Raw genomic sequence first — 23,811 nt, 5'->3', positions numbered from 1 at the left:
CGCCTGGACGGTGCCCCCCGGTGGGGGTCTGCTGTGGCTTTTGGGACCGCCGTGACTCACTGCCGAGCGGTGAACCCTATGAAGGCCTCCCAGGACGCGAACGGGATCATGAGGGTGGGGCCGGTTTCGGGGGTGTGCTTGGAGTCGCGGATGTGGATGGTGGCGGGGACCGTGGCGACCTCGACGCACTGGCCTCCCTGTCCGTCGCTGTAGCTGCTCTTGATCCATTTCAGCCTGGACAAGTCTTCGACGTTCATGTCTCCCCCAGCAGCTTTTCCACGAAGGCCAACGATTCGCGTGGCGTCAGAGCTTGTGCACGCAGGACGCCATATTGCTCTTGGAGCTCCCTGACGGTCCCGCGATCGGTGAACAGGCGGCTGTGTTTGTACGCCTCCACGTAGGCGATCCTGCGCCCTTCCTTCGTCTCGATCAAGGTGAACGGGCCGGTGAGTGCGGCATGTTCTTCACGGTCGGTCGGCATGACCTGGATCTCCACATGCCGTCGCTGCCCGATGAGCAGGATCTGTTCCAGCTGCCCGCGTGTGACCATCCGCCCTCCGAGGCGCCTGCGCAGGACCGACTCCTCGATCACGAAGCTGGTGGTGGGCAGCGGCTTCCTGGAAAAGAACTGTTGTCTGGCCAGACGGGCCGACACGCGCTGTCCAATCGTCTCCTCATCCAGCACAGGGCGGTGCATGGTGAAGACCGAGCGCGCGTAATCCTCCGTCTGCAACAGGCCATTGACGACCCTCGTGTCGTACACATGCCACTCCACCGCCTCCCTCTCCAACTTCGCCGCGTCCCGGAAGAACGGCGGATACTGCGCCCTCTCCATCTCCTCGACCAACTCCAGCAACACCCCGTGCGCCCCGAGCACTTCGTCCGCCCGCGCGATGAACTCCGCCGACGGGATCCGTCTCCCCTGCTCGAACGACGCGATGGTCGACTCGGAGTAGCCCGTCCGCGACCCCAGTTCGGCCCGCCCCATCTCCGCTGCCGTGCGCAACCTCTTCAACTGCCGTCCGAAGATGTGCGGTACGCCCGTCCCCTGTTCCTCGCTCATGCACCCCTCACCGCTCTCGCGCAGCCGTGGTCACGGCTCGCCGCGCGTACAGACGCGACCCTCCCGCGTACAACCCGCGGTGGTCCCGGCTGAGCCCCTGTCCAACGCTACGCAGAGTGCGCGACGGTGAGCGGTATGAAGTCGGCAAGCTCCTCCAACTGGCATATTCAGAACCGCACCGCGCCCGCACACGAGTTCGCCATGCGGTTCACGTCCACTCCGCGCGGCGCGCGGCTCGCCAGGCGTCTGGTGTCCCACCGTCTCGACGAGTGGGGGCACCCCTACGACGGCCCCCTCAACGAGACCGTCACGCTCATCGCCTCCGAGCTGGCCGCCAACGCCGTACGGCACGGTCATGTGCCGGGGCGGGACTTCCACGTACGGCTCACCGAGACGCCGGAGGTGGTGCGTCTGGAGGTCGCCGACACCCGTACGGAGCGGCTGCCCGAGTCCCGGCCTCCGCAGGACCCGGCGAACGACGAGTCCGGACGTGGGCTCCTGCTCGTGGAGGCGCTGGCCGATGTGTGGGGTGTCCTACCGCGCAACCCCGGGAAAGGCGTCTGGGCGGAAGTACGACGGAGTCCCGCCACCGACGGGTGACGGGACTCCGGGAAGAAGAAGCGGTGCTCAGCCCGCGACCGACACCGACGGCTCGCCGGAGGCCGCGCCGTCCTTCTGCATCTGCTCGGCGAGCTTCATGGCCTCCTCGATGAGGGTCTCCACGATCTTCGACTCGGGCACGGTCTTGATGACCTCGCCCTTGACGAAGATCTGGCCCTTGCCGTTGCCGGACGCGACGCCGAGGTCGGCCTCGCGGGCCTCGCCCGGGCCGTTCACCACGCAGCCCATGACGGCGACGCGCAGCGGCACGTCCATGCCGGTCAGGCCCGCGGTGACCTCCTCGGCCAGCTTGTAGACGTCGACCTGGGCGCGCCCGCAGGACGGGCAGGAGACGATCTCCAGGCCGCGCTCGCGCAGGCCGAGGGACTCCAGGATCTGGATGCCGACCTTGACCTCCTCGACCGGAGGCGCGGACAGGGACACGCGGATGGTGTCGCCGATGCCCTGGGACAGCAGCGCACCGAAGGCGACCGCCGACTTGATCGTGCCCTGGAAGGCGGGACCGGCCTCGGTGACGCCCAGGTGCAGCGGGTAGTCGCACTGGGCGGCGAGCTGCCGGTAGGCCTCGATCATCACGACCGGGTCGTTGTGCTTGACGGAGATCTTGATGTCCCGGAAGTCGTGCTCCTCGAAGAGGGACGCCTCCCACAGCGCGGACTCGACGAGCGCCTCGGGGGTCGCCTTGCCGTACTTCTGGAGCAGCCGCCTGTCCAGGGAGCCCGCGTTGACGCCGATCCGAATGGGAGTGCCGTGGTCCTTGGCGGCCTTGGCGATCTCCTTGACCTTGTCGTCGAACTGCTTGATGTTGCCCGGGTTGACGCGGACGGCGGCGCAGCCGGCCTCGATCGCGGCGAAGACGTACTTCGGCTGGAAGTGGATGTCCGCGATCACCGGGATCTGCGACTTCTTCGCGATGGTCGCGAGGGCGTCCGCGTCGTCCTGCGTGGGGCACGCGACACGGACGATCTGGCAGCCCGACGCCGTCAGCTCCGCGATCTGCTGGAGGGTGGCGCCGATGTCCGACGTACGGGTCGTCGTCATCGACTGCACGGACACCGGGGCGTCTCCGCCCACCGCCACAGGTCCGACCTGGATCTGCCGGCTCTTCCGGCGCTCGGCGAGCTTGGTCGGAACGGACGGCATGCCGAGTGAAATCGCAGTCATCTGCTGTGCAACCCCAAGTTGTGGATCAAGGTGCGGTCCCGGAAAACGGCGGGCTCCAGGCTCCGAGATTACGCCACGTACATGAACGCGGAGACACAGCATCCCAGGAGTCCACCCGATGGTGGTCCCGGGTGTGGCGGCCGTCCTCGCCACGATCAGGGCCACCCGGGGGCGTCAACCGGTCGGGGCGTAGGCGTTGGCCTGGATCGAGTACAGGTCGGCATAGCGGCCGCCGAGCAGGACCAGTTCCTCGTGGGTGCCCGCCTCGATGAGTCGGCCGTGGTCCAGGACCAGGATCAGGTCGGCGCCGGTGACCGTGGAGAAGCGGTGCGAGACGATCACGGTGACCGCGCCGGTGCGGGTGGCCAGGTCCCGGGCCCGCTGCATGTAGCGGGCGAAGATGGCGTCCTCGCTGGGTGCGTCCAGGGAGGCGGTCGGCTCGTCGAGGACGAACAGCAGCGGATCGGGCCGCATGGAGGCGCGGGCGAGCGCGGTCTTCTGCCACTGGCCCTCGGAGAGGTCCACACCGTCGAACTCCCGGCCCAGCTGGCTGTCCAGCCCGTCGGGCAGCCGGGCCACCAGCGACTCGGCGTCGGCGGCACGCACCGCCTCGGCGATGCGTTCGCGGTCCTCGACATGCGCGAGGTCGCCGAGCCCCACCGCCTCGGCGAAGGAGGTGTGCAGACGGCCGAAGTCCTGGAAGGCGGCGCTGGAGCGGGAGCGCCAGTCCTCGGTATCCAGTTCGGCGAGGTCCCTTCCGTCCACCGTGATGCGGCCGCTGTCCGGGCGGTAGAACTTGGCCAGCAGCTTGACCAGGGTCGTCTTGCCCGACCCGTACTCACCGACGATCGCGACCACCGAGCCCGCGGGCAGGGTGACATCGACTCCGTCCAGGGCGAGCCGGTCGGTGCCGGGGTAGGCATAGCTGACGTTCTCGAAGGCGATGCCCGCGCGCAGTACCTCGGGTGCCTTCTCGCCGCCCCGGACCCGGGCGCGGTCGGCCGTGACCCAGTCGCGCAACCACAGGTACGGTTCGATGAGCCGGCTCGCACTCGCCGTGTCGGTGGCCCGGACGACGGCGAAGTGCACGGACTCACGCAGGTTGTTGGCCACCGCGACGGTGAGCACGATGTCACCGACCGTGCCGTGGCCGTGCGCCACCCGGTGGGCGACGAGCGCCAGTCCGGCGACGAAGCCCGCGGTGAACAGTCCCCATCCCGACATCTTCCACACCGCGGCGCTGATCCGTGCCCTGGCACGTCCGCGCATCGCCTCGTCCCAGGCCTCCTGCTGGAGCCGGGCCAGCCGGGGTCCGGATCCCGCCACCCGCAGTTCCTTGCCCGCCGAGGGCGAGGTCGCCAGCTCGAACAGATGCCGCTGCAGCCGGAACGCCTCCGCCGTAGCCGTCTCCGCCTCCTTCACCGCCCGCAGGCCGCGCTGGTCGAACCACAGCGGTACGGCGGCGAAGGCGAGCAGGAACAGCAGCCAGGGGTTCATGGTGCCCAGCAGCACCAGCGCGACGATCACCTCCACCACGTTGAACACCGCGTCGACCGAGGCCCACAGGCTGTCGGCGATGCCCCAGGCGGAGTTGCGGACGACGGTGACGCGGTCCAGGAAGTCCGTACGCTCCAGGTGGTCCAGGCCCTCGACGGTGGCGATGTCCCGGTGGATCTGCTGCAAGAGGTCGGTCAGCCCGACCTTTTCCACCAGCAGGATCCGCAGGCTCCCCGTCGCGCCGCGGAAGAGGGAGGTGACACCGTAGGTGAGCGCCGCACCCAGGGCGGCTGCCACGGCCGGGCCCGCGTGGTGGGCGAGGGCCGCGTCGACGGCCTCGCGCAGGGAGAGAGCGGAGGCGGCGACGGCGGCAACGGAGGCCGTCCGGGCCGCCAATAGGCCCCCCGACCAGCCGTGGCTCCTTCCGCCAGGACAGTCGGAAGAGTTCGGCCCACAGGGCCAGATAGCGCTTCACTCAAGCTCTCCGTCCTCGATGCGGTCGTCGAAGCCGGCGACGAAGCGCTCGGCCTGGATGGCGAACATCTCCGCGTAGGAGCCGCCGAGGGCCATCAGTTCCTCATGGGTGCCCGACTCGGTGATTCGGCCGCCGTCGAGCACGACGATGCGGTCGGCCTGGCGGACCGTGGACAGCCGGTGGGAGATCAGCACGACGCTGCCGCTGCCCCGGTGCGCGGTCAGCCGGGAGAAGACATCGAACTCGGTGCGCACGTCCAGGTGCGCGGTCGGCTCGTCCAGCACCAGCAACCGGGCTCCGCTGCGTACGGCATACAGCGCGCGGGCGAGCACCACCTGCTGCCACTGGCCGCCGGAGAGGTCCACCCCGCCGGTGCGCGAACGGGCCACCGGGGTGTCCCAGCCGTGGGGCAGCCGGCCCAGCACCTCGTCAAGGCCCGCGTCTCGGGCGGCGGCTTCGGCGCGGGTGAGGTCGGGGGCGGTGCCGTCGGCCTGCCCGAGGGTCACATTGTCGGCCAGGGTGAGGTGGTAGCGGACGAAGTCCTGGAAGACGACCGAGATCCGGCGGTGCCACTCGGCCGGCCCGAGCTCGGCGATATCGGTGCCGTCGGCAGTGATCCGGCCGGCGGTGGGTTCGTACAGCGAGGAGAGCAGCTTGATCAGAGTGGACTTGCCGGCGCCGTTCAAGCCGACGACGGCCAGCAGTTCGCCGGGACGGATTTCCAGGTCCAGACCGTCGAGGACCTTGCGCTCGGTGCCGGGGTAGGTGAACTCCACCTGCTCGAAGCGGACCAGGGGAGCATCCTTGGGTCGGCTTGCGGGGGCCGCATCGGCCGGGGCGGCGGGAGCCCCGAGCTCCTCATCCAGCTTCCGGGCCGCCTGAAGAACCGGCAGGGCACCGAGGCGGTTGCGCCAGTCGAGGCCGTCGAGTGCGGTGAACACCGACCAGCCCGCCGCGAACACAGCGGTCTCGACCGCCACCGTCGTCGTGCCGTGGGCGGCGTCCAGAGCCACCGGCACATAGGCCGCGACCAGGCCCAGCACCGTCAGGGCGAGTCGGCCCCACTGCCGGTTGAGATCGCGCACGCTCGCCGCCCAGGCGCGGTCGAACATGCCGTGGATGTGGTGCTGCTCGCGTTGCAGCCCCCACTCGGCGAAACCGAAGACACGCACCTCCTTCGCCTCCGCCGGCTGGGTGAGCACCTCCTGCCACATATGGGCGCGACGTCCGTGCGGGACACCGGCCAGCCACAGACGGATGAAGGCCAGGCCCTGCCGGTACCCGACGGACCGGGCGGCGACCGCGGCGAGGAGCACGACCGGGACCAGCCACCAGGCATAGCGGGCGAGCACCAGGCAGGAGGCGGTGATGCCCAAGATGCGGACGAACTCGCCCAGCTGCGCCAAGGCGCCCTGGCCAGGAGTGCGTTCGGTCCAGTTGTCCGGGTCGGCGCGGGCCAGCCGGATCTGCTTTTGGACCTCCGGCCGCTCCAGGGCACCGATGGTGGGGCTGCCTGCCGCGAGCCGGGCGATGCGCGCCCGGTGCGCACCGTCCATCCGGGCCTCGGCGACGAATCGCAGCGGCTCCGCCAGCGCGTCGACCACATGCCCGGCGAGCAGGACCGCGCCGAAAGCGAGCAGTGGCCCCAAGGCGACGGCGAAGACCTCGCCGCTGCTGCTGGTGCCGAGCCGCGAGACCAGCAGCGCCATGGTGACCGCGGTCGCGGCGGGCACCATGGCCTCCGCGATCTTCAGCAGAACGAACCCGACAAGTAGCGGACCTCCGGTGTCTCGTAGTGGTCGCAGAAGCATCCATCGCTCACGAACGGTCAGCCCCACAGCGCCTCCGACAGGCCGGGAAGGCTCCCGATGCTTGTGTCGAACACCTTCCGCCGCAAGTCGTTTACGGTGACTGCAGGCCGGACACGGCAGCTCCGGTTCGTGATCTTCGCCGTCGGCGGTCATGTGGTGGCGGCTGCGGTGACCTCGTTCCAGCGGCGGTGGCAGGTGCCGCGCGGCGTCGTACGCAAAATGCGTGCTCTTCACTCGCGTGAGTTACGCAAGGGAAGAGCACGCACATGGTCATCGCAACAGAAGTGACCGTTTGCTAGCTGATCTTGACCGGGTTAACGACATCCGCGATCAGCACCAGCAGGGTGAAGCAGACGAAGATCCCGGCGACCACGTACGCCACCGGCATCAGCTTCGCCACGTCGAAGGGTCCCGGGTCGGGGCGGCGCAGCAGCTTGGCCAGGTTGCGGCGCAGCGACTCCCACAGGGCACCCGCGATGTGCCCGCCATCCAGCGGGAGCAGCGGAAGCATGTTGAACAGGAACAGGGACAGGTTGAAGCCCGCGACGAGCATGAGCATCATCGCGATCTGCTGGGACGGCGGGATGTCGAGGGTGAAGACCTCGCCGCCGACCCGGGCCGCGCCGACCACGCCCATCGGGGAGTCCGGCTGGCGCGGGGCGTTGCCGAAGGCCGCGTCCCACAGGCCGGGGATCTTGCCGGGCAGGGAGACGATCGACTCGACGCCGTTCTCCATCATGTCGCCCATGCGCTGCACGGACTGGTCGAGGGACTGCTGCACGATGCCGGTGGCCGGGGTGAAGCCGAGGAAGCCGGCGTAGACGTACTTGCCCTCGACGTAGCCGCCGTTGCCGTCCGTCTTGCTGACCTGGTTCTTGATCAGATGGGCGTGCAGGTCGACCGTCTGTCCGTTGCGCTCGACGGTGATCGTGACGTCCTTGCCGGGGTTGGCGCGGATGTCGGACTGGAGGGTGGACCAGTCCTTCACCTGCTTCCCGTCGAACCCGACGATCTTGTCACCCGGCTTCAGTCCGGCGGCCAGGGCGGGCGCGGCCGGGTCGCCCTTCTCGCACTTGGTGCGGTTCTCGCTCTGCTGGATGACGCAGTCGGAGATCTTGGAGACCGTGGTGGTCTGGGTCTGGACGCCGAAGGTCATCATCACGCCGAGGAAGACCACCACGGCGAGGATCAGGTTCATGAAGGGGCCCGCGAACATGACGATGACGCGCTTCCACGGCTTGCGCGTGTAGAAGAGCCGCGTCTCGTCACCGGGCTGCAGCTCCTCGAAGGACTGCGCCCGGGCGTCCTCGATCATCCCCCGCCACGGCGAGGTGGAGCGGGCCTCGATCCGGCCGTCGGGGCCGGGCGGGAACATGCCGATCATGCGGATGTAGCCGCCGAGCGGGACCGCCTTGATGCCGTACTCGGTCTCGCCCTTCTTCCGCGACCAGATGGTCGGGCCGAAGCCGACCATGTACTGCGGCACGCGGATGCCGAAGAGCTTGGCCGTCGACAGATGCCCGAGCTCGTGCCACGCGATCGAGAACAGGAGGCCGACCACGAAGACGACTATGCCGAGGATCATCATCAGGGTCGTCATGCACGAGCCTCCGCCGTTGCCGTCTGTGCCGTCAGTTCCCTGGCCCGGGCGCGCGCCCAGGTCTCCGCTTCGAGGACGTCCGCGACGGTCAGGGAAGTTCCCCGACGAGGGGTGCCGTGCTCCTCGACCACCCGTGTGACCGTATCCATGATGCCGAGATACGGCAGGCCGCCGTTCAGGAACGCGTCCACGCACTCCTCGTTGGCCGCATTGAACACCGCCGGGGCCGTGCCCGCGAGCTGCCCGACGTGCCGGGCGAGTCCCACCGACGGGAACGCCTCGGTGTCGAGCGGGAAGAACTCCCAGGTCGACGCCTTGCTCCAGTCGAAGGCGGGTGCTGCGTCGGGCACCCGTTCGGGCCAGCCGAGTCCGATGGCGATCGGCCCCCGCATGTCGGGGGGCGTCGCCTGCGCCAGGGTCGATCCATCCGTGAATTCCACCATCGAGTGGACATACGACTGCGGGTGTACGACAACCTCAATGCGATCGAAGGGAATGTCGTACAGCAGGTGCGCCTCGATCACTTCCAGGCCCTTGTTGACGAGGGTCGCGGAGTTGACCGTGATGACCGGGCCCATGGCCCACGTGGGGTGGGCGAGCGCGTCCTTGGGCGTCACGTTCGCGAGCTGCGCCTTGGTGCGGCCTCGGAACGGCCCGCCGGAGGCGGTCACGACGAGTTTGCGCACGTCGGCCCGGGTGCCGGAGGCGAGGGCCTGGAACAGGGCGGCGTGCTCGGAGTCCACCGGGATGATCTGGCCGGGCTTGGCCAGGGCCTTCACCAGCGGGCCGCCGACGATGAGCGACTCCTTGTTGGCGAGCGCGAGCGTGCGGCCCGCCTCCAGGGCGGCGAGGGTGGGCGCGAGGCCGATGGAACCGGTGATGCCGTTCAGGACGGTGTGGCCATCGGAGCCGGCGAGCTGCGTGGCCGCGTCGGGTCCGGCGAGTATCTCGGGGAGTGTCTCCCCCGGCCCGTACTGTGCGCTCAGGGCCTCCCTCAGGGCCGGTACGACGTCCTCGCGGGCGACCGCGACCGTGCGCACGCGCAGTCGGTGGGCCTGCTCGGCGAGCAGTCCGACGCGGCCGCCGTTGGCGGAGAGCCCGGTGACGCGGAACCGGTCGGGGTTGCGCAGCACGAGGTCGATGGCCTGGGTGCCGATCGAGCCGGTGGAGCCGAGGATCACGACGTCCCGCACTCCGTCCACGGGGTCGAAGACGAGATGGGGGTCGGCAAGAGGGGCTGGGCTGTCGCTCATCCCTCCATTGTGGCCGTAGGCGGTGCGCGAGCGGTCAGGGTGTCCCTCTCTGGGCGGTGGCGTCGACGGGTCCGTCCGGCAGCCGGCCCGCTCGCTCTGGGACGAACCTCTGGCAGATTGCCTCGTCGCGCGATGCCCGAGTACCGAGATCGAGTTCCTGTACAGCGCGAAGAACACCTCGGACCGCGCACAGTCGGTCGAGGACCTGGACGCACTGCTCGACTGGACACCGCTGGACGACCGCGCACCGACGCGGGCACGGGCCGTACAGCAGGAGCTCACCGCGAAGGGATGCCACCGCTCGGCGGGCGCGGTCGATCCGCTGGTCGCCGCGACCGCCGAGCCGCAGGGTCTCACCGTGCTGCACCATGACAACGACGTCGAGACCATCGCTTCGGTGACCGGCCGGCCGACCCGGTGGCTGATGCCCCCGGGCAGCCTGTAGCCGTAGGTCACCGGATGGGACGGTGGACGTTCTCCTTGCGGGACGGGCCGGGTGCCGCCTCCGCGATCCACGGGCCGTCGCCGGACGGGTCGATGACCCCCTGCTCCAGCCACTCGTACGTGCCGGTCAGCACGCCCTTGACCACCTTGCGGTCCAGGTCGTCCGTGTTGGTCCACAGGCGGTCGAACAGTTCGTCGACGCGGATGCGGGACTGCCGGCAGAAGGCGTCGGCCAGCTGGTAGGCCTCGCGGCCATGGTCCCCGGTCCTGCGCAGGTGCTCGGCGCGTACGCAGGCCGCGGCCATCGCGAACAGCTCGGCGCCGATGTCCACGACCCGGCCCAGGAAGCCCTGCTTGGTCTCCATGCGACCCTGCCAGCGGGACATGCCGTAGAAAGTCGAGCGGGCCAGCTTGCGGGCGCTGCGCTCGACGTAGCGCAGGTGCGCGGAGAGGTCGACCTCCCGGCGGAACTCCCCGAACGCGCCCGGCACCTGCCCCTGCCCGGCGACCAGCTTCGGCAGCCACTTGGCGTAGAAGACGCCCGCGTTCGCGCCCGCCCTCGCCTTGTCGGACAGGGACTTCTCCGGATCGATCAGGTCACCGGCCACCGACAGGTGGGCGTCGACCGCCTCCCGCGCGATCAGCAGGTGCATGATCTCCGTGGAGCCCTCGAAGATGCGGTTGATGCGCAGGTCGCGCAGCATCTGCTCGGCCGGCACGCCCCGCTCGCCGCGGGCCCGGAGGGATTCCGCCGTCTCGAAGCCGCGCCCGCCCCGGATCTGGACCAGCTCGTCGGCCATCAGCCAGGCCATCTCGGAGCCGTACAGCTTGGCGAGGGCGGCCTCGATACGGATGTCGTTGCGGTCCTCGTCGGCCATCTGGGACGACAGGTCGACGACGGCCTCCAGGGCGAAGGTGGTCGCCGCGATGAAGGAGATCTTCGAGCCGACCGCCTCGTGCAGCGCGACCGGTTTGCCCCACTGCTCCCGGGCCGCCGACCACTCGCGGGCGATCTTCAGGCACCACTTGCCCGCGCCCACGCACATCGCGGGCAGGGAAAGCCGGCCGGTGTTCAGCGTGGTCAGGGCGATCTTGAGGCCCTGGCCCTCCTCGCCGATGCGGTTGGCCGCCGGGACGCGCACGCGGTGGAAGCGGGTGACGCCGTTCTCCAGGCCCCGCAGACCCATGAAGGCGTTGCGGTTCTCGACGGTGATGCCCTCGGAGGCCGACTCGACGACGAACGCCGTGATGCCGCCCCTGTGGCCCTCGGACTTCGGCACCCGCGCCATGACGACCAGCAGATCGGCGACGACGCCGTTGGTGGTCCACAGCTTCACCCCGTCGAGGACGTAGTCGTCCCCGTCGGGGACGGCCGTGGTGGCCAGGCGGGCGGGGTCGGAGCCCACGTCCGGCTCGGTGAGCAGGAACGCGGAGATGTCGGTGCGGGCGCAGCGCGGCAGGAACGTCTCCTTCTGCTCCTGCGTACCGAACAACTTCAGCGGCTGCGGTACTCCGATCGACTGATGCGCGGACAGCAGCGCGCCGATCGCGGGGCTCGCGGAGCCGACGAGGGCGAGCGCCTTGTTGTAGTACACCTGGGTGAGGCCGAGACCGCCGTACTTCGTGTCGATCTTCATGCCGAAGGCGCCGAGCTCCTTGAGCCCGGTGATCGTCTCGTCGGGGATCCGGGCCTCGCGTTCGATCCGGGCGCCGTCGATGTGCGTCTCGCAGAAGTCGCGCAGCTTGGCGAGGAACTCCTCGCCGCGCTGCACGGCCTCCTCGGCGGGCATCGGGTGGGGGTGGATGAGGTCGAGCCGGAAGCGGCCGAGGAACAGTTCCTTGGCGAAACTGGGCTTGCGCCAGTCCTGCTCGCGCGCGGCCTCCGCGACCTGGCGGGCCTCACGCTCGGTGACCGTCGGCTTGGTCGGCTTGGGAGTGGGGGCTGTTGGTGCGGTCATGAGGCTCACCTCGCCGCGAATCGGGATGTTTGGGGCGTACACCGCTCGAGGGGCCGTACGGCGACCATGGGTGCCGTACGGCGATCTTGCGGGCGTACGTTACTGACCGGTGCTACTCGATCGTTGGTACCCCGATCCGGGCAAGGTCACCAGTCCTCGCGCAGCGACCGGCCGCGGAAAAACGCTCAGCCGGCGCCCGCCGGGTACATCTCGGTGTCAAGTCGGCCGACTCCCTCGAAGTCCTTGCGCCGGGGGGCCTTCTGGGGGGACGGTTCGGATACGCCCGTTCGGTGGCCGTCAGGAGCCGGTGGGCCCGACTGGCCGCTCGGTGAATCCCGTTTGGCTGTCGAAGCGCTTCGACAAACTATGGACAGCCCACTTCACGTCAAGCTACTGTCGATCCACCCTTACACGTCCTTGTTCCACGACGCGCGCACTGTCGAAGCGCTTCACTCACGCTTGGAGAGCTGGATGGTCACCCTCGCCGAGGTCGCCCAGCACGCCGGAGTGTCGGCGAGCACGGTGAGCTATGTCCTCAGCGGCAAGCGGTCCATCTCCGCGACCACCCGGCAGCGGGTCGAGCGGAGCATCCGGGAGCTCGGCTACCACCCGAACGCCGGGGCGCGCGCCCTGGCGAGCAACAAGTCGAACATCATCGCGCTGATGGTCCCGCTCCGCACCGACATGTACGTGCCGGTGATGATGGAGATCGCCATCGCGGTGGCGACCACCGCGCGCGCTCACGGGTACGACATCCTGCTGCTCACCGGTGAGGAGGGCCCGGACGCGGTGCGCCGGGTCACGGGCAGCGGCCTCGCGGACGCCATGATCCTCATGGACGTCGAACTGGACGACGAGCGGCTGCCCCTGCTGCGTGAGACGGACCAGCCGTCGGTGCTCATCGGCCTGCCCGCCAGCACCTCCGGACTGACCTGTGTGGACCTCGACTTCGGGGCGACGGGCGCGCTGTGCGCCGAGCACCTCGCGGGCCTCGGCCACCGTGACATCGCTGTCATCGGCGAGGCGCCCGCCGTCTACGAACGGCACACCGGCTTCGCTGAGCGCACCCTCGACGGCCTCAGGTCCCGCTCCCGTGAGCTCGGCCTCAGGGTGCTGCACCGCCCCTGCGAGGGCGGGTACGACGCGATGGCCGTGACCCTGGCCCGGATCCTCGACGAGCGGCCGGGGACCACCGGGTTCGTCGTGCAGAACGAGTCCGCGGTCGAACCGCTGCTCGCGCTGCTGCGCCAGCAGGGCCGGGCCGTCCCCGAGGACGTCTCGGTGATCGCCGTCTGCCCGGACCAGGTGGCCACCCAGGCGTCGGTGCGGCTGACGTCCGTCGCCATCCCCGCGCAGGAGATGGGCCGGCGCGCCGTCGAACTGCTGGTCGCGAAGCTGGACGGCCACGGCACGGACGAAGTGGTCCTCCTCGCACCGGAACTCACGGTCCGGGCGAGCACCGGCCCGGCGCCGTCCGCGCCCTGACACCACAGCTCCACGCCCACGGCCGCAGGGGCACCCCACGCCGTACTCCTCCCAGGCGCCTGCCGTTCCCGGCGCCCGAAGTTCCAGGCAACCTTCCTGTCTGCACTCCTCCAGGAGCACCCCACCGTGAATCAGCCTGCCGAAGCCCAGCCCAAGGTCAGCCTCGCCCAGTCCTCCCCCACCGTGGGCACCTTCCGTGAGCGGGACGGTGCGCTGGAGTGGAGCGGACGTCAGGAGACCGTACGCATCGAGCCGTGGGGGCCGGACGCCGTCCGCGTGCGGGCCCGGCTCGGCGGTCCGGTCCTCGACGGGCTGCCGGGCGCCCTGCTCGACCAGCCGCCGGCCGCCGGGAGCACCGTCAAGATAGAGGAGGGGCGGGGGCGGCTCACGGTCGGCGCGCTCACGGTGGACGTGGACGCCGAGGGCCTGATCCGCTTCCTGCGCACGGAGGACGGCGGCGAGCTGCTGGCCGAGGAGCGCGCCCACTTCTGGTGGCCGGGCCCGCGCCTGTACACGGCCGTCGGCAACGGCCACCACCGTCTGGAGCAGCGTTTCGCCGCGTACGACGACGAGAGGCTGTACGGCCTGGGCCAGCACCAGCACGGGCGGCTGGACCAGAAGGGCCTGGTCGTCGATCTGGTCCAGCGCAACGCCGAGGTCTCCGTCCCGGTGCTGACCTCCAGCCGCGGCTACACCCTGCTGTGGAACAACCCGGCGATCGGCCGTGTGGAACTGGCGGGCAACGGCACCCGCTGGGTGGCCGACTCGGCCCGCCAGATCGACTACTGGATCACCGCGGGCACCCCGGCCGAGGCGCAGCGCGCGTACAGCGCGGTCACCGGCCGCACCCCGATGCTTCCGGAGTGGGCGGCGGGCTTCTGGCAGTGCAAGCTGCGCTACCGCACCCAGGACGAACTCCTCGCCGTGGCCCGGGAGTACAAGCGGCGGGGCCTGCCGATCGACGCGATCGTGTGCGACTTCTTCCACTGGACGCACCTGGGCGAGTGGAAGTTCGACCCGAAGGAGTGGCCGGACCCGGCGGCGATGGTGCGGGAGCTGGACGAGCTCGGCATCAAGCTGGTCGTGAGCGTCTGGCCGTCCGTGTCGCCACTGAGCGAGAACCACCCGGTGATGGAGCAGCGCGGCTACTTCATCGGCACCCAGTACGGGCCGATGGCGCACGCCGACTGGCCCGACAAGGAGGTCGCCTCCACCGTCCAGGTCGCCTTCTACGACGCCACGAACCCGGACGCCCGGGAGTTCGTGTGGTCACGGGTGAAGGATAACTACCTCGACCCGTACGGCATCAAGGCGTTCTGGCTGGACGCCTGCGAGCCGGAGCTGAAGCCCGGCTTCCAGGAGAACCTGCGATACTGGGCGGGCCCGGGCCTGGAGGTCGGCAACATCTACCCGGCGGAGAACGCCCGCACCTTCTACGAGGGCATGCTCGCGGCCGGTGAGACGGACGTCGTCACCCTCAACCGCTCGGCGTGGGCGGGCAGCCAGCGCTACGGCGCCGCCCTGTGGTCCGGCGACATCGGCACCGACTTCGCGACCCTGCGCCGCCAGATCGCGGCCGGCCTGAACACCGCGCTGTCCGGGATCCCCTGGTGGAACACGGACATCGGCGGCTTCCACGGCGGCGACCCGGACGACCCGGCGTACCGGGAGGTGATGGTCCGCTGGTTCCAGTTCGGCGCGCTGTCCCCGCTGATGCGCCTGCACGGCTTCCGCGACCCGGGCATGCCGCTGGGCCCGGAGATGACCGGCGGCCCGAACGAGGTCTGGTCGTACGGCGAGGAGGTCTACCCGGTCCTGGAGAAGTACCTGCGGCTGCGCGAGCGCCTGAAGCCGTACGTGCTGAAGGTGATGCGGGAGGCCCACGAGGAGGGTCTGCCGGTGATGCGGCCGCTGTTCCTGGAGTTCCCCGGCGACCGGGCGGCCTGGTCGGTCGACGACGCGTACCTCTTCGGCCGTGACCTCCTGGTGGCCCCGGTGCTGGAGGCCGGCGCCACGACCCGTACGGCCTACCTCCCGGCAGGCTCGCGGTGGACGGACGCGTGGACCGGTGAGACGTACGAGGGCGGTACGGCCGTGACGGTCGACGCCCCGCTGGACCGCATCCCGCTGTTCCTGCGGGACGGGGCGCAGCTGCCGATCGCTCAGTAGCCGCCCCGGACGCGGACGTGCGGCCGGTCCCGTAGGGGAGGGACCGGCCGCACGCTCATGCGCGGGGGCGGCTCAGCTGCTGCTGACGCTCTCGCTGTTGGTGACGAAGTTCAGGCCGCCGGACGAGGACGTGATCTCGAAGCCGAACTGCAGGTCGCCGATGGTGACGTTGCCGAACCAGCCCTTGGTGTCCTTGATCCACTTCAGGATCGGCAGGATGTCGACCGTGCCGGAGCTGGAGTTGGAGCTGCGGACGAACGAGAACACGTCGTTGGAGCCGTTGTTGCCCTTGTAGACGGCCCAGGTCGAACCGCCGAGGGTCACGGTGCCCTGCGAGGTGCCGAGCGGGCCGACGGCTCCGGTCTTGTTGACCCAGAGCATGATCTCGTAGGCGTGGTTGGTGTCCCAGATGTCGTACGAGGTGTTGTACGCGCCGGACGACGGCACCGTGACGTTGTAGCTGCTGGACAGCGAGGAGAGCGAGGTGATCGACTTGTTGATCACCTTCTTGGCGTTCGGGTAGGACTTGATCCCGCCGGTGTTGGGGTGGTCCGCCCACACGCCCCAGTTGGTCCCGGAGTTGGCCCAGATGCACTGGCTGCCGGCGCCGGAGCCCCAGATGTTGTTGTAGAGCGTGTAGCCGTTCAGTGTGGTGCTGCCCCACTGGTCGCAGGAGTTCCACACGGCGGCCTGGGCGGGGGCGGAGGCGATGCCGACGGTGGCGCCGAGCGCGAGCGCGGGGGCGATCAGCGCCTTGGTCAGCCTGTTCAGCGTGCGTATTGCCATGGTGTCCCTTCCATGGGTGGGGGGAATTGCTGCTGGTCCTGCGGCCCCGTGGTGAGGACGCAGTCTTCGCCGGCGACGAGGTCGAGCGGGGTCGCGCCGGCGGAAGTCCTGAGGTCGACGCGGCAGCTGCGGGTGGGGCGCAGTACGGCCGTCGTCCGCTCGGGGCTCCAGATGAGGTCGAGTTCGGCGCCGAACCGGGTGCGGACGCCGAGGAGCCGGCCTCGGGGGTGGGCGGCGGGCAGCGCGGGGAGCAGCACCAGCCGGCCGGGCGTCGACTGGACGAGCGCTTCGATGAGCACGGCCGGGAGCGCGTGGGCCGCGTCGGCGTTGTAGACGTCGAGGTGCGGGTAGTGCGCGCTCATCAGGGAGGCGTGGAAGTAGTCGCCTGCCAGTACCTGGCCGAGGGCGTGCGCGACCCGGGCCGCGTCGCGCAGACGTGCGGCGACGAGCGCGTGGTGCAGGTGGCCGTGTGCCGAGTCGTTCTCGGCGCCGCGCAGTTCGAGCGCCCGGTGGGCGGCCGCGGCGAGGCCGGGCGTGTCATAGGGGTTGATCTCGTCGAGCGGCCACACGCCGTAGAGGTGGCTGAGATGGCGGTGGTCGTAGGTGTCTTCCAGGTCCGGCCAGGCCCATTCGGCGAGGGCGCCGTCGGCGTTGACGCGGTGCGGCGGGAGGCGGTCGGCGAGGGCGCGCCAGTCCTCCGCCCGGTCCGGGTGGTAGGCGGCGGCCGTGAGCAGGGCGTGCCGGGCCGCCGAGAGGTCCATGGCGGCGTTGATCGTGCCCCAGCTCGCGTTCGCCGGACGGTTCTCGGGCGAGTAGGAGGGGACGACGACGAGCCGTCCCTCCTCGTCGGTGCGGGTGAGGAAGTCCTCGTAGAACGCGGCGACTTCGGCGAGGACGGCGGCGGTGCGGGGGTCTCGCCTGCCGTAGGTCTCGTCGTGGTCGACGAGCGGCTTGAGCAGCCAGTCGGCGCCCGCGGTCCACAGGTGCAGCGGGTACTCCCGGCTGAAGTGGTACGCGTAGCCGGACTCCCCGTCGGTGTGCGCGGGGGCGACGACACCCCGGGCGCCGTGGACGGCGCGGGCGTTCTCCCGCCAGTGGTCGAGTTGGCCGTGGATCAGCGCCGCGTGGGCTTCTGTGACCTCGGGCAGGGCTCCCGCCGACGCGGAGGCGGTCTGCAGGTTCAGGTTGGCGTCGGTGGTGAACGCACCGGACCACGCCGTGTTCCAGTCGCCGGTCCACAGGCCGGTCAGGCGGGGCGGGAGCATGCCGCTGGAGCTGAGCAGGTGGTAGCGGCCGGCGGCGAAGAGCCGCTCCAGAAGGGCGGCGCTCGTGGGGCGCCGGAGGAGCTCGCTGCCGGGCAGGGCGCGTTCGGCGGCGTCCGCGTCGAGGTCGAGGGTGGCACGGAGGTAGGCCGGACGGTGGAGCGCCAGATGGCGGTCGAGGAGTCCGGCGAAGGGTTCCTCGGACGGCAGCAGGGCACGCAGGGCACGTGCCTCCGCGAGGGCGTCCAGTTCGCCGGTGTGCCGGTGCACCCGGGTCAGCAGCAGGACCGACTCGGCGTCGGTGATGCGTACGCCCTGCGGGGCGAGGACGGTCGTGCCGCCGGTGACGACGGCCAGCGTCACGCCGGTGTAGGCGCGGTCGCTGCCCGGGTAGCGGGCGCGCAGGGTGAGGAGGGCGCCCTCGGCGGTGAGGGCGGTGCCGTGGCCGACGGCCAGGTGGCGTGGGGCGCCGGGCAGCCGGTGGTCGAGGGACAGCTCGAGTACCGGTCCGGGGGCGGTCACGTACTGCACGATCACGTCGTCCGCGCGCGAGACGAAGACCCGGCTGCACCAGCCCGCGCACCCGGCCGTCATGACGCCCGTGGTGAAGTCCACCGACCGCCGGTAGTCGCGTCCCTCCCCCGCGGGCCGCCGCAGCCGCGTCTGGAACGCCGGGTGGAACGGCTGCACCCACTGCAGCTCCCGCCCGTCGGTGAAGTGTTCGGCGGCGGCGGTCTCGCCCGCGAGCAGCCGGTCCTGGAGGTCTGCGAGCCGGGAGGCCAGCTCGGGCGGCCGTGCGTGTTCGCTGCCGTTGGGGCGCACGAGGGCATGGTGCGTGACGATGACCCGGTCGTCGTTCGGATCACCGAACGCCATGGCGCCATGTCGGCCGTTGCCGCTCAGGAAGGCGTCCTCCCAGCGGGCGGCGGGACGGGGCTCCCAGGTTCCATGCATGACTTCACCGGTCATGGGCGCAGCACCGCCACTCCGTATCGGCCGAGGGTGAGGGTGTCCGTGACCGTCCCGCCGGTGAGCAGGTCGTGGTGGGGGCCCGGCACCGTGACCTGGACCGGCTCGCGCCGGTGGTTGAGCACGAAGAGCAGGTCGCCGCGCCGGACGGCCTCGACCCCGATGGGCAGATCGTCGAGCACGGGCCGTGCGCCCGCGTCGGCGACGATCCCCGCGAGCAGGTCGCGCAGCGCGTCCGGTTCGGGGAGCGTGGAGAGGTACCAGGCGCGGCCGGTACGCAGGACGGCGGGGAGTCCGTCGAGTTCGCCGCCCTTGTAGCGGGCGGCCACGGCGTCCGGATGTGCGGCCTGGAGTTCCTCGGACCACAGCGTGCCGCGGAAGCCGCCTCGGGGGCCGTCGCACTCGACGGTCTCCCCGGCGTCCAGCGGCCACCACTCGTGCAGGGTGCCGATGCCGAAGAGGTGCCGCAGCCATGGGTCCATGCCGCCGGGCCGTATCCGGTCGTCCTCGTCGGCGACACCGGTCAGGAAGCCGCAGACGAGGGTGCCGCCGCCGCGGACGGAGTTCGGCGTCATTGCGTCAACCCTTCGTGGCGCACCAGGACACCCGGCGGAGGAGCCGTCGGCTGCGGTGTCTCGAGTGGAATGAGCTGAAGCGGCGGTGACGGCGGAGGGAAGGGTGAGCACGCTGAGCGGGCCCTCCACAGTCGAAGCGCTTCGATGTTGCTGCGAGGTTAAGTGAACACCTGGGGGCGCACAAGGGTCGCTTCCAAGATTCCTCCCAGGCGCGGAGACACCGGTCGAGCGGGTTGGAAAGGCTTGGAATCACGGTGAGGAAACGGAGTTGTCGTGTCTGGGTGTCTTGACACGCGCCCCGAAGGCGAATGAGCATCGAAGCGCTTCGAAAGCGCCCGTCGCTCGACCTCCGAAGGATCACCACGTGACCGCACAGACGCCACCCGCGCCCTCTTTCCGTGATCCGCAGCTGCCGTTCGCTAAGCGCATCGACGACCTGGTGGCGCGGCTGACGCTCGATGAGAAGATCGCGTTCCTGCACCAGTTCGTGCCGGCCGTCGAGCGCCTCGGCATCGCCGCGTTCCGCACCGGCCAGGAGGCCCTGCACGGAGTGGCGTGGATGGGCCCGGCAACCGTGTTCCCGCAGGCGATCGGGCTCGGCGCGACCTGGAACGACAACCTGGTGCGCCGGGTCGGCGAAGCGGTCTCCAAGGAGGTCCGCGCGATGCGCGCCCGCGACGAGCGCGTCGGCCTCAACGTCTGGTCGCCCACGGTCAACCTGCTGCGCCACCCGTTGTGGGGCCGCAACGAGGAGGGCTACTCGGAGGACCCGCAGCTGACCTCGGCGATCGCGACGGCGTACACACGCGGTCTGCGCGGCGACCATCCGACGTACTGGCGCACCGCCCCGGTCCTCAAGCACTGGCTCGCCCACAACAACGAGACGAACCGCGACACCACCTCCTCCTCGGTCCGTCCGCGCGTGCTGCACGAGTACGACCTGCGGGCTTTCCGTGAGGCCGTTCAGGCGGGCTCGGTGGCCGGGGTGATGCCCGCCTACAACCTGGTCAACGGCCGCCCCAACCATGTCTCGCCGTATCTGCGCGAGCACCTGCGCCGCTGGAGTGACCAGGAGTTGCTGGTCTGCTCGGACGCGGGCGCGCCGTCCAACCTGGTCGACTCCGAGCACTACTTCGACACGCACGAGGAGGCGACGGCCGCGGCGGTCCGGGCCGGCGTCGACAGCTTCACCGACCACGGCACGGACAGCTCGACGATCGTCGCGCGGATCAAGGGCGCACTGGTGAAGGGGCTGCTGAACGAGGAGGACATCGACCAGGCGGTGCGCCGGCAGCTCTCGGTGCGGTTCCGGCTGGGCGAGTTCGACCCGCGCCTGGACCCGCATGCGGGGACCCGGGACTTCGACACCCCGGCCCATCGGGCGCTCGCCCAGGAGGCCGCCGAGCAGGCGGTCGTGCTGGTGAAGAACGACGGCCTGCTGCCCCTCGCCGACGGTGTGCGCGTCGCGGCGGTCGGGCTGCTCGCCGACGAGTGCAAGCTCGACTGGTACAGCGGCACGCTGATCCACCGGTCCACGCCTCTGGAGGGCCTGTACGAACGTTTCGGCGCCGATCGCGTGGAGTTCGCGGAGGGTGTGGACCGGGTACGTCTGAAGACCTCCGCCGGTGCGTATCTGCGAGTGCCCGTGGCCGACGCCGACGACGAGGTGCGCGGCGCGGAGGGCGCCCTGGACCCGGCGCTGCTGCAGGGCCGCACGGACCTGCCGCCGCTCACCGCCGACGAGCACGGCAGCGAACTCGCGCTGATCGACTGGGGCGAGGGCCTGCTGACCTTCCGCGCCCCCGACGGGCGGTACCTCTCGGTCGCCGACGACGGGTACGTCCGCGCGTCCGCGGACCAGCCCGGCGGCTGGGTCGTCCAGGAGACGTTCCGCCTGGAACCCCATGGCAGCGGTCACCTCCTGAAGCACCTCGGGACGGGCGGGTACGTGTCGGTCGCCGCCGACGGCGTGAAGGTTGCCGAGGACCAGAGGGAAGTCTTCGAACTGGAGGTCGTCGAGCGCGGCGAGGAGGCGGTCACCCGGGCGGCCGCGGGTGCCGACGTGGTGCTCGTGTTCGCGGGCAACGACCCGCACCTGAACGGCCGCGAGACCGAGGACCGTACGACGCTGCGCCTGCCCGATCACCAGGAGCGGCTGCTGCGCGCGGCCCGCGCGGCGAACCCGCGCACGGCGCTGGTCCTGGTGTCCGCGTACCCGTACGCGGTCGACCCCGCCGAACTCCCGGCCGTGCTGTGGACGGCACACGGCGGCCAGGCCGCGGGCACCGCGCTGGCCCGGGTTCTGTCCGGCGACGTCTCCCCCGCGGGCCGTCTGCCCCAGACCTGGTACGCAGACGACGCGGACCTGCCCGATCTGCTCGACTACGACGTGATCGGCAGCCGTCAGACGTACCTGTACTTCGAGGGAACGCCGCTGTTCCCGTTCGGGCACGGGCTGTCGTACGCGTCCTTCGCCTACGGCGACCTCGCCGCCCGGGTGGAGGACGGGCGAGTGGCGGTCTCCTTCACGGTGACCAACACGAGCACACGGGCCGCCGACGAGGTCGCCCAGGTGTACACCCGGGCCGTCGATCCGTCGGTCCCGCGTCCGCGCCGCGAGCTGGTCGCCCACCGGCGCGTGCACCTGGCGCCCGGGGCCTCGGCGGAGCTGGCCTTCGAGGTGCCGCTCAGCGCCTTGGAGTTCTGGGACGTGGCGCACGGGCGGTGGCGGCTCGAACCGGGCCCGTACGAGATCCTGGTGGGCGCGTCGAGCGAGGACATCCGGCTGCGGACGACGATCGAGCCGCCCGGTGAGCCGGCCGGACCGCGTCCGGTGCGCGAACGCGGGCTGGAGGCCGCCGACTTCGACGAGCAGCGGGGCACGCTGATCGTCGACCGCACGAAGGAGTCGGGGGACTCCGTGGCACCGGTGGAGGGCAGGACGGGCGAACTGCTCTTCCGTCGCTGCGACTTCGGGGACGGCGTCACGGGCGTGACGGCGCAGCTCGCGGGCGAGGGGACCCTCGAGGTCCTGTTGGACGGTGGCGATCCGTCGGCCGAGCTCACGCTCACCGCGCCCACGGGACCGTACGACTACACCACCGTGGACGCCGCCTTCACCGCCTCAGGTGTGCACGACGTCCGCCTCAGGCTGCGCGGCCCGTTGCGGCTCGCGCGCGTCGGCTTCTCCGGTTGAGGGTCCGGACCAGGCCGACGCAGTTCGGCCGGTCCTGGACCTCCGTCCTGCAGCCACGTGGACGCGCCAGTGGGAGGCAGCGGGGGGTGTGCGGCTCAGGTGGTGTCCGGTGATCGAGGTCTGGCTGGGCACTTCCTCAGGTTCGGCGGCCGCCTAGAACTGTGCCGATCAGGACCTCGGCCGCCCCAGGATCGCCTGCTAGCCGCCCGGCGTCGCGGATCTGCTCCTCGTCCAGGGCCCCGGCCTTCGCCAGCTGGATCGCCTCGTGGATGCCGTTTCCGTCGCCGTGCGCGAGCATGACGAAGAACCAGCGCACTGCCTGCACCAGGTCCGGCGTGGTTCCGAAGCCATCGCGGTACCAGCAGGCGGCAGCGTTCATCGCTCCCGTGTGCCCGCGCTCCGCCGCCCAGACGTACCAGCGCAGCGCCTCCTCGTCCCGGTCCATTGCCGACAGCCGGTCGGCGAGGACGGCACCGGCCGCGACGATCCCCGCGCGTGCGGCAGTCTCCAGCAACTGCAGGGACTCGTTGGGGTCGTCAACCAACTGGGCGAGGTTGAACATGCCGTAGGCGTCCCCGCCCTCGGCGGCCGCCCGGAACAGCTCTGCGGCATGCGCGCGGTCCTCTTCGACGCCGAGCCCCGTCACCAACATGTGCCCGTAGGTGCGCTGTCCGGCCGGAAGCCCGGCCTCGGCCGCCGCGCGGGCGTAACGCACGGCCATGGGTAGGGCCGACTCGTCGAAGTACTCCAGGTAAATCCCGGCGAGCAGCGCGGCGGCCTCCGCCGACCCGCCATCCGCCAGCGGCACCAGCTCGACGGTCACCCGGGTCGCCAGCTCTGCACCCTCCGCGCTGCCCTCCATTGCGGCCCGGACGAAGGCGTGCCCTGCGGCCACCCAGTCCCCGGCTTCGGCTGCCCTTCGACCTTCCTCCAGCTGCATGCGGAAACGTTATGCCATCATCCGGTGGTCATGCTCGGAGCCATAATCGAATCGCCTTCGCTCGACCGTCACCCAGCAGGGCCGTTTCCCGGAACAAGGCCGGGACGGTCCCGACCACAGCATCGATGGTCAACTCGTCGAAGCCCGCTTGATCACGTAAGTTCCGGAAGGCCAAGGCGAACTGGGCTCGCGGCCACATCGTCGGGGTCAAGAGGGCGTTGGACGTCGCGGCATGGCCCCCGGGGCGTTGTCTCGCCAATAGCGCGCGCTTTGTGCTGGGATCGTCTCGCCCCTCTGGGTGCCTGCCACGACGGGCCTCGATCCTGAGATCGTCAAAACGGTCTTCACTGCCTGGCAGTCGCCTCGTCAACCGCTGCTTCAGCAGTGCACGAGTCGCGTCAGAGCCACACCAGCGCGACAATTTCGTTGATAGGGCGACGCACCGGACGAACCGCTCAGGTGGGGGAGGACGGTACAGGATGCAACTTCTTCCGACTACCAGACTCCGCAGTACCGCAACGGTCGCGGCAGCCAGCGGGCTTC

At 70.4% G+C, this 23,811-nt stretch carries 16 protein-coding genes and 1 pseudogene; 5 read left to right on the top strand and 12 right to left on the bottom strand.

Annotated features, from left to right (window positions below):
* Positions 1 to 56 precede the first annotated feature (56 nt).
* On the bottom strand, positions 57 to 257 hold the full coding sequence (locus SY2F82_RS32135; protein ID WP_200422674.1) for a DUF397 domain-containing protein: 201 nt from the start codon (positions 255 to 257) through the stop codon (positions 57 to 59).
* The gene (locus SY2F82_RS32130) at positions 254 to 1,063 is read right to left on the bottom strand and encodes a helix-turn-helix transcriptional regulator (RefSeq protein ID WP_200422673.1); all 810 of its coding nucleotides are present in this window, start codon (positions 1,061 to 1,063) and stop codon (positions 254 to 256) included. Before SY2F82_RS32130 ends, SY2F82_RS32135 begins: the two co-directional genes overlap by 4 nt.
* Before the next feature lie 135 nt (positions 1,064 to 1,198).
* Here SY2F82_RS32130 and SY2F82_RS32125 point away from each other — a divergent pair, with 135 nt between their 5' ends.
* A complete protein-coding gene (locus tag SY2F82_RS32125; protein WP_236041905.1) occupies positions 1,199 to 1,663 on the top strand; it encodes an ATP-binding protein in 465 nt (154 codons plus the stop codon).
* Positions 1,664 to 1,690: 27 nt separating this feature from the next.
* Here the strand turns inward: SY2F82_RS32125 and ispG are convergent, their stop codons facing one another.
* The 5 genes from ispG to dxr form a co-directional block, all read right to left on the bottom strand.
* Positions 1,691 to 2,848: a flavodoxin-dependent (E)-4-hydroxy-3-methylbut-2-enyl-diphosphate synthase gene (gene ispG, locus SY2F82_RS32120; protein ID WP_103845339.1), complete on the bottom strand. Its 1,158-nt coding sequence runs from the start codon at positions 2,846 to 2,848 to the stop codon at positions 1,691 to 1,693.
* A 174-nt stretch (positions 2,849 to 3,022) separates the two neighbouring features.
* On the bottom strand, positions 3,023 to 4,741 hold the full coding sequence (locus tag SY2F82_RS32115) for an ABC transporter ATP-binding protein (protein ID WP_200422672.1): 1,719 nt from the start codon (positions 4,739 to 4,741) through the stop codon (positions 3,023 to 3,025).
* A 75-nt stretch (positions 4,742 to 4,816) separates the two neighbouring features.
* Positions 4,817 to 6,631, bottom strand: a complete 1,815-nt coding sequence (locus tag SY2F82_RS32110; protein WP_200422671.1) for an ABC transporter ATP-binding protein — start codon at positions 6,629 to 6,631, stop codon at positions 4,817 to 4,819.
* A 295-nt stretch (positions 6,632 to 6,926) separates the two neighbouring features.
* Positions 6,927 to 8,231, bottom strand: a complete 1,305-nt coding sequence (locus SY2F82_RS32105; RefSeq protein WP_200422670.1) for an RIP metalloprotease — start codon at positions 8,229 to 8,231, stop codon at positions 6,927 to 6,929.
* Complete coding sequence (dxr, locus tag SY2F82_RS32100) at positions 8,228 to 9,484, bottom strand: 1-deoxy-D-xylulose-5-phosphate reductoisomerase (protein ID WP_200422669.1); 1,257 nt, start codon at positions 9,482 to 9,484, stop codon at positions 8,228 to 8,230. Before dxr ends, SY2F82_RS32105 begins: the two co-directional genes overlap by 4 nt.
* Before the next feature lie 22 nt (positions 9,485 to 9,506).
* Here dxr and SY2F82_RS32095 point away from each other — a divergent pair, with 22 nt between their 5' ends.
* Entirely contained in the window at positions 9,507 to 9,929 is a 423-nt protein-coding gene (locus SY2F82_RS32095; protein WP_236041904.1) for a PIN domain nuclease, read from the top strand.
* 7 nt (positions 9,930 to 9,936) lie between these two features.
* Here SY2F82_RS32095 and SY2F82_RS32090 read toward each other — a convergent pair whose 3' ends face one another.
* The gene (locus tag SY2F82_RS32090; RefSeq protein WP_200422668.1) at positions 9,937 to 11,886 is read right to left on the bottom strand and encodes an acyl-CoA dehydrogenase family protein; all 1,950 of its coding nucleotides are present in this window, start codon (positions 11,884 to 11,886) and stop codon (positions 9,937 to 9,939) included.
* A gap of 471 nt (positions 11,887 to 12,357) precedes the next feature.
* Between SY2F82_RS32090 and SY2F82_RS32085 the strand changes: the two genes are divergently transcribed.
* Together SY2F82_RS32085 and SY2F82_RS32080 are read left to right on the top strand one after the other, a co-directional pair.
* A complete protein-coding gene (locus SY2F82_RS32085) occupies positions 12,358 to 13,371 on the top strand; it encodes a LacI family DNA-binding transcriptional regulator (protein ID WP_200422667.1) in 1,014 nt (337 codons plus the stop codon).
* 126 nt (positions 13,372 to 13,497) lie between these two features.
* Entirely contained in the window at positions 13,498 to 15,540 is a 2,043-nt protein-coding gene (locus SY2F82_RS32080) for a TIM-barrel domain-containing protein (protein ID WP_200422666.1), read from the top strand.
* A 72-nt stretch (positions 15,541 to 15,612) separates the two neighbouring features.
* Here the strand turns inward: SY2F82_RS32080 and SY2F82_RS32075 are convergent, their stop codons facing one another.
* From SY2F82_RS32075 to SY2F82_RS32065, 3 genes and pseudogenes are all read right to left on the bottom strand, one after another.
* Positions 15,613 to 16,326: a hypothetical protein gene (locus tag SY2F82_RS32075; protein WP_200422665.1), complete on the bottom strand. Its 714-nt coding sequence runs from the start codon at positions 16,324 to 16,326 to the stop codon at positions 15,613 to 15,615.
* Positions 16,308 to 18,557, bottom strand: a complete 2,250-nt coding sequence (locus tag SY2F82_RS32070) for a glycoside hydrolase N-terminal domain-containing protein (RefSeq protein ID WP_200422664.1) — start codon at positions 18,555 to 18,557, stop codon at positions 16,308 to 16,310. Before SY2F82_RS32070 ends, SY2F82_RS32075 begins: the two co-directional genes overlap by 19 nt.
* A pseudogene (locus tag SY2F82_RS32065) lies at positions 18,554 to 19,117 on the bottom strand (beta-galactosidase trimerization domain-containing protein); the annotation flags it as partial. The gene SY2F82_RS32070 and the pseudogene SY2F82_RS32065, both read right to left, overlap by 4 nt.
* Before the next feature lie 379 nt (positions 19,118 to 19,496).
* Between SY2F82_RS32065 and SY2F82_RS32060 the strand changes: the two are divergent.
* Positions 19,497 to 22,328: a glycoside hydrolase family 3 C-terminal domain-containing protein gene (locus SY2F82_RS32060; protein WP_200422662.1), complete on the top strand. Its 2,832-nt coding sequence runs from the start codon at positions 19,497 to 19,499 to the stop codon at positions 22,326 to 22,328.
* Positions 22,329 to 22,464: 136 nt separating this feature from the next.
* Here the strand turns inward: SY2F82_RS32060 and SY2F82_RS32055 are convergent, their stop codons facing one another.
* On the bottom strand, positions 22,465 to 23,268 hold the full coding sequence (locus tag SY2F82_RS32055) for a tetratricopeptide repeat protein (RefSeq protein ID WP_200422661.1): 804 nt from the start codon (positions 23,266 to 23,268) through the stop codon (positions 22,465 to 22,467).
* Positions 23,269 to 23,811 lie beyond the last annotated feature (543 nt).

The organism is Streptomyces sp. Y2F8-2, assembly GCF_014905555.1.
Lineage (GTDB): Bacteria > Actinomycetota > Actinomycetes > Streptomycetales > Streptomycetaceae > Streptomyces > Streptomyces cynarae.
Note: the sequence above shows the minus strand (reverse complement) of the source record. Positions and strands in the feature narration are given on the sequence as shown.